This is a genomic window from Bacillus salipaludis, from assembly GCF_004358205.1.
This window is the reverse complement of record NZ_SMYO01000038.1, coordinates 1-12732: the sequence shown is the minus strand read 5'-3', so window position 1 is coordinate 12732 and position 12732 is coordinate 1. Positions and strand designations below refer to the sequence as shown.

Here is a 12732-nt window from a genome sequence, read left to right as displayed (position 1 = left end):
AAACGAAAAGAGGTTACCCTAAATTTAAGGTAACCTCTTTTTTCGATTTATTTACTGTCTCGCAATGAGACTGGATATTTTACTGCCTCGCAATGAGACTGGATTGTTAATTTACTTTAGTTATTATATATCACTCTTGACTTAATGTCAACAAAAGGTTATTTAATAAACCCTTTTGTTTAAAATATTCCCTTACTTTATTAACGTTATTCCTCTTCTGGTTTATTTATACGTTTTAAACCTTGTGTTGTGTATCTTGTTTTAAATTTATCATAAATTAGACCTAATAATGGTCCGTCTATAAAAATTCGTTTATGATACTTGTTTACTGGTGCAATAATTCTTTGCTTTGCTATTGCTCTTGTTTGGTTAATTACTGCAAAGCTTTTTGTACCTTCAGCACTGTGGGCAATTTTATTTAGTTGTGGCAATTCTCCTAGATATGCATCATTTGGGTGTACATCTTCTTCCGACTGCGATGGTTCTAATGACGAAAGAGGAACAACCATAATCATTTTTGCGTTTAATGGGCTGTTTTCAATAACAACTGCATAATGACTACCACCAAATTCTGAACCAACGTTATAACCAAATTCAGCAAAGATAATATCTCCAGCTTTATATTTCCCCAGCTTTGCCGGTTCAAAATGTTTATTATCTTCAGCATAAATAAAATCAGCAAATTTTCGTAGCCACTCTTCAACTAAATGTTGATTCTTTTGCTTAATGGAACGAATAGCAATTGCTTGTTTAACCAATACTCTAAATAATCGGTTATTCGTAATTGGATTTGAATATTTTTTTTTTCTAATCGGTTTAGCCAAACCATTCTCTCCTTAACATTTGTATTTATAAACAAATGGATACCCTTTTTGTCCTAAAACCAATTTATCATAAAATAAGGAAATTTGAAGAAATACCTTTTTATATCGCTTCTTTTTTATCCGAATAACCGCTTGAAAAAGCCTCTTTTTTCGTTTTCTTCGATTTTATCAACCTTACCATCGAGTTTTTGGATCAAGTCAACTGCCATGCTTAATTTATCGTTTAAATCTTTATTGACCTGCTCTTGTTTTTCAATTTTCCCTATTAGTTCAGTATGACGCTTGTCTGACTCATCCCTTTGAATTGTGATTGCTTCCACCAATGAATTGATTAAATCCTGCTGCATTTTCAGTTGATTCCCAACCGCCAATAGCGCGCTATTGTGCTGATTTGTAATTTCTTGATCCGTTGGTACGACTGCATTTGCACCCGCCACACTGGATGTTGTCTGCGTGTTGCGTGTCATCACTACGGCTACAGCATGTTCTACGTTTAATTTACTATTTTCTGTTAGTTTATTAATCATCCGGAACGTCTCAACATCATGGTGTTTGAACAATCGAGCGGTGCCGCTTTTTTCAAATTCATAACCGGCTTTTTCTAAAGCCAGCGCATATTTCCGGACTACGCTTTCTGAAATCTTTAATGTATCCGCGATCTCTTTTGTTCCTAAGGGTAAATCAATGATTTCTTGTTCCGCCATGGTATCACCTCACCTATAAAATCTCTCGTATATTAGCTTGAATCTTCTAATTAAATCAATGTTTTGTTGGCTTTATTGTACACCATAGCAACAGCATGACCAATAGAAAATCTAAGTTGCAGCAACAGCTTCCAAATGTTTTGTCCATGATACCGGACCGAAGGGAGGATAAGGAATGGACAAGTACGGCTGTCAAGCATTTATGGGGTTGACCCTCTCGGCCTTTCCCAAAATTCATTTTTGGGGATGCCTTCCGGCGAGGGCAGGAAGTTTCGAAACCTGGGTTTCGGACCGCCGGAGGCTTATGCGATCCAACGTGCTACGTTGGCGGGGTTTGGGCGAGGAGCCCAAGGTTTTGTTTTTTGCCATGCTTTGGCATGGCTTTCGGCTTGCCGAAACGGCCTCGCAGAGCTTACCATTTTGCCATGCAAAGTGTAGTAAGCTACACTTAAACTAGTAAAGTCATTCGCTCAGACCCCGTTATCGTGCGTTATTTTGGGGGGCGTTCTTGCTGCGTTTTGCGATGTCTGGCCAGGAAAAATACATCAGATTCTCTATTTGCATGTGACCGCAAATAAGAGGGAACTTGCTGCGCAAATAAAAAGTTAACCAATTTTAATGTTATTTCGGTTTTGAAAATCTTATCATCCCACTCATACCAAGAGGGGATCGGCTCCTATTTCGTTCCGTGGCCAGCAGAAGACCTCGCCTATACTTCGTAACACATAGCCGAGGTCTTCTGCTACTGACGAAAGCCGGAGCCAATCCCAGGGTAGTGAGTGGGTGATAAAAGCATTTTTGTGTCTTAAGTTGGGAGGTATTTTGTTTGAGTTTTGCTGTGATTCATATGAAAAAATTAAAAGGGCCGGATGTCAAAGGGATCCAGGTTCACAATCAACGAGAAAAAGAGAGTCATAGTAATTTTGATATCGATAAAGAAAGAAGTTACTTAAATTAAGATTTATTAAATGATTCCAAAATCAATTATACGGAACGGATTCAAAAAGAAATTGATGCGCGTTATACCGGTACGAAAAAGATCCGGAGAGATGCTGTGAAACTTTGTTCGTTTCTGGTGACGTCCGATAAATCCTTTTTTGATGGACTTTCCCCTGAAGAGGAGAAACGCTATTTTCAAGAATCGTTAGCGTTTTTACAGGATCGATACGGAAAAGAAAACATCCTTTATGCCATGGTTCATAAAGATGAAAAAACGCCCCATATGCATGTAGGAATGGTACCGATCACGCAGGACGGCAAATTGGCAGCCAAAGCGTTTTTCGGCAAGAGATCCGAGCTGCAGCAGCTGCAGGATCAATTTCATGGCCATATTGTAAAAGCCGGCTTTTCCCTGGAACGTGGGATCTCCAGTGACAAAAAACATGTTGAGCCGAAACGCTTTAAAGCGATGTCAGTGAGAGAAGAAATTCAATCACTAGAGGGCCAACTACAAGAAAAACAAGAACAAAAACAGCAAATTGAATCCTCCATTAAGGAGATAAAGGGTCGCTTAAGCGACCTGGAAGGCGATTTAAGCGCCATTGAAAACCATGGACATGCTATTGATCAAATCGAGACGAAAAAGCCCCTGACAAGTCGTGACAGTGTTCTAATTAAGCAAAATGATTTTATTCTGCTTCAACATACGGCTAAAAAGGTTCCTTTGCTTGAACGCCAGGCGATTCAATTAAAAAGTGAAAAACAGCATTTAGCCCAAAAGATATCCGGATTAGATTCTGAAAATCACCGATTAAGACAAGAAAATAAAACGTTAAAAGCCGAAAACAGTAAGCTGAAAAACATGTTGGACAAGATCCAAACGTTTTTTAGAGAAAATCAGCTGTTTGCTAAATTCAATGAGTTTTTACATAAGTTTTCAAAGGACAAAGAGAAGCAATCAGAAATCGAACGGTAATGAAAAGCAAAAAACACCAAAAATCCTATTCGGCTTTAGAAGGTATTTAAAGGCCTGTACAGCATTTTTAATCTTTTCGTTTATTTTACTTCTATAATTTTATAAAGGGCACCTTATAAGCCCAAAATGGAAGCCCAACACATGTTTTTCAAAGAAGAGCATTACATTTTTACGAATTTAAAATGGGGTTTTTATTGCTGTTATGTTATGGGCCGTTTTCACTGGATGTCTATTGTTCTAACCAGTTATAAAACGGTACAGTTTCTGGCTTTTTAATCCCTAAAAAATCTTGAATAATCTTAGAGTTTTGGGCTTCCTGTTGTTGTTTAAGGGCTTGTTGCCGTCTATTTTCAGCGTATAAAGCTTGCCATTCTAAGGATCGAACCATCCGATCTATGTAACTGGATAAATATTTTATTCTCGTTCCTTTTTTAATCGAATCATTTACTCGATTGACTACATATTGAACAATTTTATTATTGCTTATATTAATATTACTTTCTTGTTTTTTAGGTAAAGAATAGGTAGGGATTTTTTTTCGCTCTTCTTCCTTACTCTCACAAGGATTTTCAGCGTTTTCTGTTTGGAAATCTGTCTGGAAATCCTTTAAGTCTATCCCGAGCAGCTCCACCCAATAAGTAAAGTATGGATGGTTTACAAATAAGTAAATCGGTTTCCCCCTGCCATTGCAGCGTTTCGTCCTTCTATGTACCTTTATAACTTGTCCTAGTTCCTCTAGTTCCTTCAATCGGTTTCTGATGGTCCGATCACTGATATCATGCCGTTCTGCTAGATAGTCATCACCAGCATAAACAAACCCCAATTCCGTCCCTAAAAAACAAATCATATCAAAGGCTTGTCTCGTACCTTCTTTAAATCGATTCCACTTGGATCCTAATACCTCTTGGATCCGGTCCAAAAGGCTATATTTTATTTTTTTCTTCTCTTTTCCGGTCGTTACATAGGGATGGTAAGAAATCATTTGATTAAATTGATCCGTTTCAACGAAATACGTCATGTCACTGTCTCCTTTTTCGGAAACAAAAAGAACGCTGCCTGTCGTAAAAAAAATGTACGACAAACAGCGCTCTACAAAAATAGACATTAGTTTCCTCTTGAAAAAACTAGTCTTATCCCTTAAAATAATGGCATAATGTAGTTAAAACAAGAGTCTTTGAGCAGGTGTTTGTCGTGGGTAAGCACGACGGACGTTTATAGGTGGCGCCAACCACACTATAAAACGCTTGAGGCTCTTTTTATTTTCCGTTCATTTAATTGCTTTAATTATAAACTGTTAATTCTAGGGAAGTCTAGTAAATTTAAATAATAGGCAAGGACTTTTGTATATTACTACCTCTATTAGTCAATAACAATACTAATTAATCCTCTCTAGGGAGGTAGTTTAGATGAAATGCAGGTATTGTGATAAAACCATACGAAATACAAAGGATTCCTCAAAAAGGCTCGGGCTTTGCACAAAATGTTATAACTTCGATAAAAAATGGGTAAAAGAAGGCATTAAATATTCCAGGGCCAAATAAAAATCTCCTTGCCATCCGGCCAGGAGATTTTTTTAATAATAAACTTTGTTGTTGATGACAGTTGGACGAACCTTGTATTCTTCTATTTTATTAAACTTTTGTTGCAGCCAATCCAACACATTAGGGGAATCTAAGGCGATCCTCAACAGTTGATCGGACATTTCCGATTTCGTCATTCCACAGCTTATCGCTAATTTAGATAATTTTCGATCGTACTCATTATTAATGGAAATGCTGAACCGAACACACCTTTTCCCACCTAAGTTTCGTTCCTTTGCTGCCTCCGAACGTTTTTTCAATACACTCAATAAAATTCCCTCCTTGCTTGATATATCTGTATTTAAATGTGGTTCACTGCACCAGTGAATCAGCTTGATATTATATCTATGCTTGTCCGTTTGTGTTCAGAACCATTTTAAGTACAGCCTCTTCCCCTCCTCTTTTCTATTTCCTTTCTTCAATTTTTCCTGAGATTTTTCAAAACTTGAAACTACATCAGTGATGAAGTGATTCAGTGATTCACCAGCAGGGGGGAGACTGGGCTGTAGTCAAAAAAATCCCCCTTAAAGGGGGTAAGTATTATTGTAATGGTTTTATTGATTTTGTTGTTGAGCTGTATTCTGTTGTGCATGAGATGTAGCCTGGTCATTGGTTAATCTCACCACTAGACTGTCTTTAAAAACAAATACAATTATGAAGGAAATACATAGGAAAAGAGACGATACTAAATATACAACTATGATATTGTACTTATCACCTAAAACTCCCATTAAAACTGTTGAAATGCCAAATGTAAGCATAATTATTGCACTTTCTGCTGCGTAAACTTTCGCCAAGAGACGGTCACTTACAATACCCTGAATTAGGGTATGTATAGATATGTTTTTTATTTCCTGAAAAGAACCATATAGCCCTATTAATATAAGAGAAACCCATGGAACTGTATTTAAACCGAATAAAAACGTTGTTACAAAAACTATAAAACTGCCTAATATGATTATGGACCTCAACTTGTTATAAACGAAGTCAGAGTACCTTAAGCCATATATTCCAGCAATAAGAAAACCTAATAATAGTGATGTGTTTATATATCCCCACCACTCTGTTCCAACTTTAAGTCGTTGCTGGATATATGGATAAAGGATTGCTGAAATCCAAACAGTATTTGCTATCGATTCGCAAAATATTAATAAATGGACAGTTAGCAGAGTTTTGTTTTTTACTATAATTCGCCAACCCTCAATCATTATTAAGATTTTATTTTTGTTTTTTTGTGTTGGATCCTTCATTTCCATTGAATCATCAATTAATGCCAGCATAATAGTTGATAATACATATAGCCAAAGAGTTAACCAAAATAAACCAACAGAATGAAGAAATGCTGCTAAAATACCACCTATTGCCCAACCGGCCAACTGAATAAATTGGTTTAAAGATGATAAAAGGCTATTAGCTTTGGTTAATTTATCAGTAGGAACTAATATTGGTAGCAATGCACTGCTAGCCGGACTTGCCCAACCATCTAAAAAAGAAATAAAAAAAACTAAAATATAAATAATATAAATTGTTTGATTCGAAATTAAATATAAATTAAAAAGTGTAATCATTAAAAGTATTAACGTTTTACAAAATTGAGAATAAACTAATATTCTTTTTAACTTATATTTATCGATTATCAGAGGGGCTAGAATACCACTAATAGTTCCAGAGATCATATTAGTAAGAGGAACTAATGATACATAGAACATAGATTCTGTTATATGGTAAACAACCGAAATAAGTGCCAAGATATAAAAAACATCCCCGGCATTTGCTAAAGACTGTCCAGTTGCTAATAAGCTAAAAGATTTATTTTTCAACAGAATAACCCCTTTTTTAGTTTTTAATAAGTTTACCAAAAGGGGAATATTACATTGGCTACACTCCTTTTTAAGAAATTACCTAATTTTTACATTCTATGTATATTTCAAAAATCCTTCTCATATTCATTGATTTGTAGGAGGTGAAAACTATGTCTAACATTAATGAGAATATTAAACGTTTTACCGAAAATCATTTTGGTACAGGTAAATCTAAAGTACCAGTTCAAGTTTTTGTAATGCAAATTCATGAGGATGAAACTGAAGAAGAGGAAGAAAAATAGTAAAGAAGGTTTGTAAAAAGGATACTTTGAGAAAGTGTCCTTTTTACATCTATTTTAACTTAAAGCTTATAAAAGAAAGGTGATAATATGGATTCTACACTTACTAAAGGTACAAACTTTTCATTTTTAAATAGTACTTCTATTAATAACAACGTAGATTCTCTTATTAATTTCTACTTTGGAGAAAACACTTCCGAGCAGATTAAAGATGAATATCAAAAAAAAGAACTTTATTTTAAAGCATTAAATAATTTACAAGAATCTCAAATTCCCTATGGACAAGATATAAAAATTAGTTTTGACAGTGAAGAATTGTGTGAACTTTTAATAAAACATGAAGTAATTACTCGCGAGGATACAGTTAATAATATGCATGTGTTTCCTCAAGAAGAAAGGGAAGAAGTAATTTACAAAATTGAAAAGGGACTAGAATTAATAAAAATACTTCACCCAAACTTATATTCACTAATTAAAAGACATTTTGGTACTATCTATCTGGCAAAAAGAAAAGGGTTTGGAGGAGGAACAGTTTCTAGTCTCTTAGGCTTGCTTTGGCTAAATCCACCTAAAAAATGGTCAGTTATTGATTATGCTGAAGCATTATATCATGAATTTATCCATAACACCCTATTTTTGGATGACATGGTAAATAGTATTTTCCCTAACCCAGCTGATTGCTATCTTCCAGAGGCATTAACCACCTCAACAATATTAAAAAAGAAACGTCCTATTGACCGTTCTTTTCATGCAGCAAATGTATCTATTGGAATTATGCATTTGTATTATATGTTGGGTGATAAAAAGAAATCGAGAATGTACAAAGAGGAACTTTCAAAAACTATGTCAGAATTGAATGAAAGAAAACAATTCTTTGGAGAAAGAGGTATTGAAATTTTAAACGAAATGAATAAATTTATTAAGCTTTATGATTTTGAAAATATAACTGAAAGCTTAAATAACTAATCTATCTTAAGCTTGGAAAAAAATTATTCCAAGCTTAAGTAAAAAATCGGGAGGATATCCTATGAGAATTAATAAAAAGGCGAAAAATTATTCTTTTATAACCTTTCCAATGAGTAGAATCCTTAAAAATAACGCCAATTCATATATTGAAAGAAATTTTAACAAAACTATCTTTGAATACAAAGGCAATTTATTTGACATAAAATCTCTTAATAGACTCGTGAATTTAGATTGCTTGAACTGTTACTATGCACATACTAGATTATGTTGTGAAGGATCGCCGTACCCACCAATAAAAGAGGATATTAAGGAAATCGAGCACATAGTCGATAAAATTTTTAGAGATACACAATCCCATGAAGACTATAAGCAAACAAAAAAACACATTAATAATATTGGATTAATTAATCAAGAAGGTAGCTTTACTAGTAACTGCAATAAATGTATTTTTTTCATTAGGCATGATAGTGCAGGAAACCACGTCTGTGCCATCCATAGTTTCGCACTAAAAAATAATATTGATTATACTACGTTAAAGCCAAAAGGTTGTATGATGTATCCGATAGATATGGTGGACTTAACTGATGGTAAAAGATTTATTTTTGGAGCTGATGAAGAAACTGTTATAGATATCATAGAATCAGAAGATGGTTCTATAAATATGGCAACCGATAATAAAGGCTTTAGTAGATGGAATAGTCATGATTTACAATTTATATGTTTGAACAGAAAGGAACGAAAACTTATTTTAGATACAAAGAGAACCCAAAGTATTTTTGGTAAGAGTTCTTTACCAGATAGTATGTTTAAATTAAAAGACTATATCCCAGCATATATGCAAGAAAAGAACTTACTTATAAGCTTGTTTGGTATGGACTCATACAAATTTATAGAGAAAAAAAGCAATGAAATTTTTAAAGTTAAACAGAACGATTAACAAATTATTGTGAAAGCAGGTCATAGTATGAAAATAAGTATCTTAGATCAATCTCCTATCTCTGTAGGAAAAACAGCAGAACAGGCATTAAAAGAATCATTAAAACTTGCTCAAATTGGAGAGGAATTAGGATACACTCGTTATTGGATTACTGAGCATCATAATATTCCAGGTCTTTCCTGCTCGTCACCAGAAGTAATGTTAAGTTATATTGGCGCACATACAAATAGAATACGACTTGGTTCTGGAGCAGTTTTACTTCCATACTATAAACCTTATAAAGTTGCTGAAATATATAATATGCTTTCAGTTCTTTATCCTAACCGAATTGATTTAGGAATTGGCAGGGGTCCTGGTGGTTCAGATAAAGCAAAGCTAGCTCTCTCTGATAACTATTCAGAGCAAGTTCGTAGCGTACCTGAATCTATAGTAGAACTTCTTCATTTTTTGAAAAATGATTTTCCCACTAACCATAAATATAATGGTATTTCGGCATTTCCTCTTCCTAATATTCCCCCACAGCCTTGGATTTTAGGTACAAGTATCAAAAGCGCAAAGATTGCAGCAGCAAATGGCCTTCCCTATGTTTTCGGGCATTTTATTAGTGATATTGACGGACTGAAAATATTGGAAACTTATCGCCAAGCTTTTAAAAGAAATAATCAATTGAAACATCCTAAGACAATAATTGCTGTTTCAGCTATTTGTTCAGAGACAAAAGAGAAGGCCGAAGAGATTGCTCTTGGTGAATTATTCTGGAATATACTAATTTCAAAAGGAGAAGGTAATAATGGAATACCTTCAATTGAAGAAGCAAAACAATACCAATTTACTGTTGAGGAAAAAGAAACAATCAAAAATATGGAAGCAAGAATGATTATTGGTACTCCAATGGAAGTAAAAGAAAAAATCGTTGAACTTCAAAGCTTGTATCAAAGTGATGAAATTATGATTAAAACTAACACTCATTATTTAAATGATCGAGTAAAATCTTATCAGTTACTTGCAGAAGAGTTACTTACTAATAATTAGAGAATCAACCCTGATAATCCCTTAAGCCTGGTCCGTATCTTTGTACTTTACTTTTATTGTCTCGTCTCCTTATAACACAAAATTTTTCATGTTATTTTCTATTTCTTCATCCGTTATTCCGATATATCGTAACGTAATTTCGGGGTGTGAGTGGTTAAGAATTGTTTGTAATTCTGCTACATTTTTAAACTGCTTATAATGCCAATAGCCAAAGGTTTTTCTCATGGTATGAGTTCCGATTCCATCTGTTATGTCCACCATTTTAGCTGCCTTATTGAGCTGCCTGTATGCCTGGATCCGGGAGACAGGATTATTCCCTTTTCGGCTTGGAAACAGCCATCCTTTTCCGTCCAGCTTGTTTATATACTCATTCAATTCCTCATAAATGTTGTTCAAATAAATGATCCTGGCTTTTTCTGTTTTTCCTTCTTTGACCACGATTTTCTTTTTCTTCTTTACATCCTTCACTTTTAGATTCAAAAGGTCACTCACCCGAAGTCCCGTATTGATTCCTAACATGAATAAGATGTAATCCCGTTCCCCACAAAATCGTTTAAGCGACCACTTCATGTCATTGATTTTTTCATAACTTCGGATAGGCTGAACGTCCTTGATTTCATTTTTTTTACTTCTCATATGCCCTCCTATTCGACGTAGTAAAATAGCTAATTTGAATGTAACATATTTTTTAAGATGTTACATAATAAAATCATAGAGTTAAAGTCTACTATTTTCAACGATTCGAATGTAACTTAATATCAATTATGTTACATTCATTTTTGACACGATTAATCTAAAATATTGGTAAAAATTAGATGTAACGAAAATGTAATTTATGGTTATTTTTCTGTAATATTTACCATATATTGGGAATTGATTGCATAATAAAACAGAAAGGGGGGAATTAAAAAAATTTATTAATTTAGATTCTAATATTAAAAAATGGGGGGGGTTATTTGTGAAAAAGTTTTTTTCAGCTTTAATGTTGTTGATGTGTGGTATTCTCATGTTTCAAATGCCAACTAATGCTGAAGGTTTATTACACGTCACAAAGGTAGAAGATGACCCAATAGTTAAGGAACTCCTACAAAAACTGGAGAAAAATGAAACGATATCCAATCCGAGGTTTAAAATAAAACACACTGTTTTAGATGAAAAGGAAAATACGGTCAAAGAATTAAACCTCGATACAAAATATGCTGTTACAACAAAGAAAAAAATTCTAAGGGATGGAACAACTAGAGATGAAGTTTACATGTTAGCGGCAACACCCCTTAGTGATACGAATTCTAGAACATATTCAGGTGTTACTCAATACAATTTATTAGAATGGTATGTAAGCGGAAATTATGTAAAGTTATGGAATACGGAAGGCTGGTGGACAAGAACATCTTCAACTTATTCTGTAAAAAATGGATACGTATTTGCTAGTCAGCAAGGCTCTAAACAAAGCACTGGATTCCCAGGATCTTGTAGCGGTGATTATACAGTAGGTACACCTAGTTGGATTTCTAATTCAACTGGAAAATATGGTATAATTATGCAATGTGAATATTTGTCGTATCCTGATGGTACAGCAGGTAGTTTCACTAGAGCAGATATTTATAGTGGTAGTACTAAGATTTATTCGCAGTTGAAAACATCTGCTTCACCTTAAAGAAGTTGGTTGCTTTGTCGTGCATCAAATTAAATAGCATTTACAATTTGGACAAAGCACTTTTTTATAGAGTAAAGAAATAATTTTACTCTTAATCAAACGGGCGCATATCTGAAATAAGGATTAGCGTCCGTTTTTCATAGAGGTTAATTTTCTAATAATAATGATAATATACAGAAAAATCAGACATATATATCCAGATATGTTAAAATTAATAAAATGGTGGTTTAAAAGAGAAGAGGTGAAACGATGTTCAAAATTATAAAAAGATTAATATTTGTAATAATCCCATTTGTATTAATTGCTTGTTCTACCCAAAGTAAAACAGTTGAAAAGGGACCTCAACAAGGAAATCAACAAAATTATTCTTTAAAATATAAAGGCGAAAGTGAACATTGGTCTGCTGTATTAGTTGCAAAAGTTTCAGGTAATGAAGAAAGCGATAAAATTACACTAACCTATAAAGGAACGGATATTAAATCTGTCAAGAACATTAAGGTTTCCTTCATTTTATCAAATGGTAGTATGTCAGGGAAGCGTGAAAAATTAAATCCTGACGGTACTGTAGTTTTAAAAGGTAGTTCAAATGGAAATTTACCAGAAAAAGAGTATATTGTAAAAGCAACTGTGGAATGGAATGATAAAAAAGAAACCTTTCAAATGAAAGTAAATTAGTAAATACATCAAAATTTACAGTTCCCCACTTCAATTAGTTAAGACTTACCTTCCTGATGGTCTATATTCTTCATCCTATCCACATAATCTTTCTTAAACAGAACTGCCCTGTTTGCTTAAAGGATCTTAATTTCATCCCAATGTAACACAACATCCATTATGTTACATTGGAAATTTAATTTAGGTTTATATAAACGAAAAGAGGTTACCCTAAATTTAAGGTAACCTCTTTTTTCGATTTATTTACTGTCTCGCAATGAGACTGGATATTTTACTGCCTCGCAATGAGACTGGATTGTTAATTTACTTTAGTTATTATATATCACTCTTGACTTAATGTC

Annotated in this window: 12 protein-coding genes and 1 pseudogene; 7 read left to right on the top strand and 6 right to left on the bottom strand. The window is 33.9% G+C overall.

Annotation, left to right across the window (positions count from 1 at the left end; genetic code table 11):
• Positions 1 to 206: 206 nt before the first annotated feature.
• Entirely contained in the window at positions 207 to 824 is a 618-nt protein-coding gene (locus E2K98_RS28855; RefSeq protein WP_133340279.1) for a type II toxin-antitoxin system PemK/MazF family toxin, read from the bottom strand.
• Positions 825 to 940: 116 nt separating this feature from the next.
• Positions 941 to 1528, bottom strand: a complete 588-nt coding sequence (locus E2K98_RS28850; protein WP_133340277.1) for a hypothetical protein — start codon at positions 1526 to 1528, stop codon at positions 941 to 943.
• Positions 1529 to 2366: 838 nt separating this feature from the next.
• On the opposite strand from E2K98_RS28850, the pseudogene mobV reads away from it, so the two are divergent.
• A pseudogene (gene mobV, locus E2K98_RS28840) lies at positions 2367 to 3443 on the top strand (MobV family relaxase).
• Positions 3444 to 3672: 229 nt separating this feature from the next.
• Here the strand turns inward: mobV and E2K98_RS28835 are convergent.
• From E2K98_RS28835 to E2K98_RS28825, 3 genes are all read right to left on the bottom strand, one after another.
• Positions 3673 to 4461, bottom strand: a complete 789-nt coding sequence (locus tag E2K98_RS28835; RefSeq protein ID WP_165976426.1) for a DeoR family transcriptional regulator — start codon at positions 4459 to 4461, stop codon at positions 3673 to 3675.
• 555 nt (positions 4462 to 5016) lie between these two features.
• On the bottom strand, positions 5017 to 5292 hold the full coding sequence (locus E2K98_RS28830; protein WP_133340269.1) for a ribbon-helix-helix protein, CopG family: 276 nt from the start codon (positions 5290 to 5292) through the stop codon (positions 5017 to 5019).
• Between the two features lie 285 nt (positions 5293 to 5577).
• Complete coding sequence (locus E2K98_RS28825) at positions 5578 to 6843, bottom strand: MFS transporter (protein ID WP_165976425.1); 1266 nt, start codon at positions 6841 to 6843, stop codon at positions 5578 to 5580.
• Between the two features lie 152 nt (positions 6844 to 6995).
• On the opposite strand from E2K98_RS28825, the gene E2K98_RS32165 reads away from it, so the two are divergent.
• The 4 genes from E2K98_RS32165 (at position 6996) to E2K98_RS28810 (ending at position 10059) form a co-directional block, all read left to right on the top strand.
• On the top strand, positions 6996 to 7127 hold the full coding sequence (locus E2K98_RS32165) for a hypothetical protein (protein WP_268884147.1): 132 nt from the start codon (positions 6996 to 6998) through the stop codon (positions 7125 to 7127).
• An 87-nt stretch (positions 7128 to 7214) separates the two neighbouring features.
• Positions 7215 to 8090 (top strand): aKG-HExxH-type peptide beta-hydroxylase, encoded by an 876-nt coding sequence (locus E2K98_RS31890; RefSeq protein ID WP_235824965.1) that lies wholly within the window; start codon positions 7215 to 7217, stop codon positions 8088 to 8090.
• A 61-nt stretch (positions 8091 to 8151) separates the two neighbouring features.
• Positions 8152 to 9027 (top strand): DUF3109 family protein, encoded by an 876-nt coding sequence (locus E2K98_RS28815; RefSeq protein ID WP_133340265.1) that lies wholly within the window; start codon positions 8152 to 8154, stop codon positions 9025 to 9027.
• Positions 9028 to 9054: 27 nt separating this feature from the next.
• Positions 9055 to 10059, top strand: coding sequence for an LLM class flavin-dependent oxidoreductase (locus E2K98_RS28810; RefSeq protein WP_133340263.1), 1005 nt, complete (start codon positions 9055 to 9057; stop codon positions 10057 to 10059).
• Positions 10060 to 10128: 69 nt separating this feature from the next.
• Here the strand turns inward: E2K98_RS28810 and E2K98_RS28805 are convergent, their stop codons facing one another.
• On the bottom strand, positions 10129 to 10695 hold the full coding sequence (locus E2K98_RS28805) for a tyrosine-type recombinase/integrase (protein ID WP_133340261.1): 567 nt from the start codon (positions 10693 to 10695) through the stop codon (positions 10129 to 10131).
• A gap of 322 nt (positions 10696 to 11017) precedes the next feature.
• Between E2K98_RS28805 and E2K98_RS28800 the strand changes: the two genes are divergently transcribed.
• Together E2K98_RS28800 and E2K98_RS28795 are read left to right on the top strand one after the other, a co-directional pair.
• The gene (locus E2K98_RS28800; RefSeq protein ID WP_133340259.1) at positions 11018 to 11716 is read left to right on the top strand and encodes a hypothetical protein; all 699 of its coding nucleotides are present in this window, start codon (positions 11018 to 11020) and stop codon (positions 11714 to 11716) included.
• A 249-nt stretch (positions 11717 to 11965) separates the two neighbouring features.
• A complete protein-coding gene (locus E2K98_RS28795; RefSeq protein ID WP_133340257.1) occupies positions 11966 to 12391 on the top strand; it encodes a hypothetical protein in 426 nt (141 codons plus the stop codon).
• Positions 12392 to 12732 lie beyond the last annotated feature (341 nt).

Coding starts and splice junctions, on each gene's coding strand:
- E2K98_RS28850 (WP_133340277.1), bottom strand. CDS start 1,528: ATGGCGGAACAAGAAATCATTGATTTACCCTTAGGAACAAAAGAGATC.
- E2K98_RS28835 (WP_165976426.1), bottom strand. CDS start 4,461: ATGACGTATTTCGTTGAAACGGATCAATTTAATCAAATGATTTCTTAC.
- E2K98_RS32165 (WP_268884147.1), top strand. CDS start 6,996: ATGTCTAACATTAATGAGAATATTAAACGTTTTACCGAAAATCATTTT.
- E2K98_RS31890 (WP_235824965.1), top strand. CDS start 7,215: ATGGATTCTACACTTACTAAAGGTACAAACTTTTCATTTTTAAATAGT.
- E2K98_RS28815 (WP_133340265.1), top strand. CDS start 8,152: ATGAGAATTAATAAAAAGGCGAAAAATTATTCTTTTATAACCTTTCCA.
- E2K98_RS28810 (WP_133340263.1), top strand. CDS start 9,055: ATGAAAATAAGTATCTTAGATCAATCTCCTATCTCTGTAGGAAAAACA.
- E2K98_RS28805 (WP_133340261.1), bottom strand. CDS start 10,695: ATGAGAAGTAAAAAAAATGAAATCAAGGACGTTCAGCCTATCCGAAGT.
- E2K98_RS28795 (WP_133340257.1), top strand. CDS start 11,966: ATGTTCAAAATTATAAAAAGATTAATATTTGTAATAATCCCATTTGTA.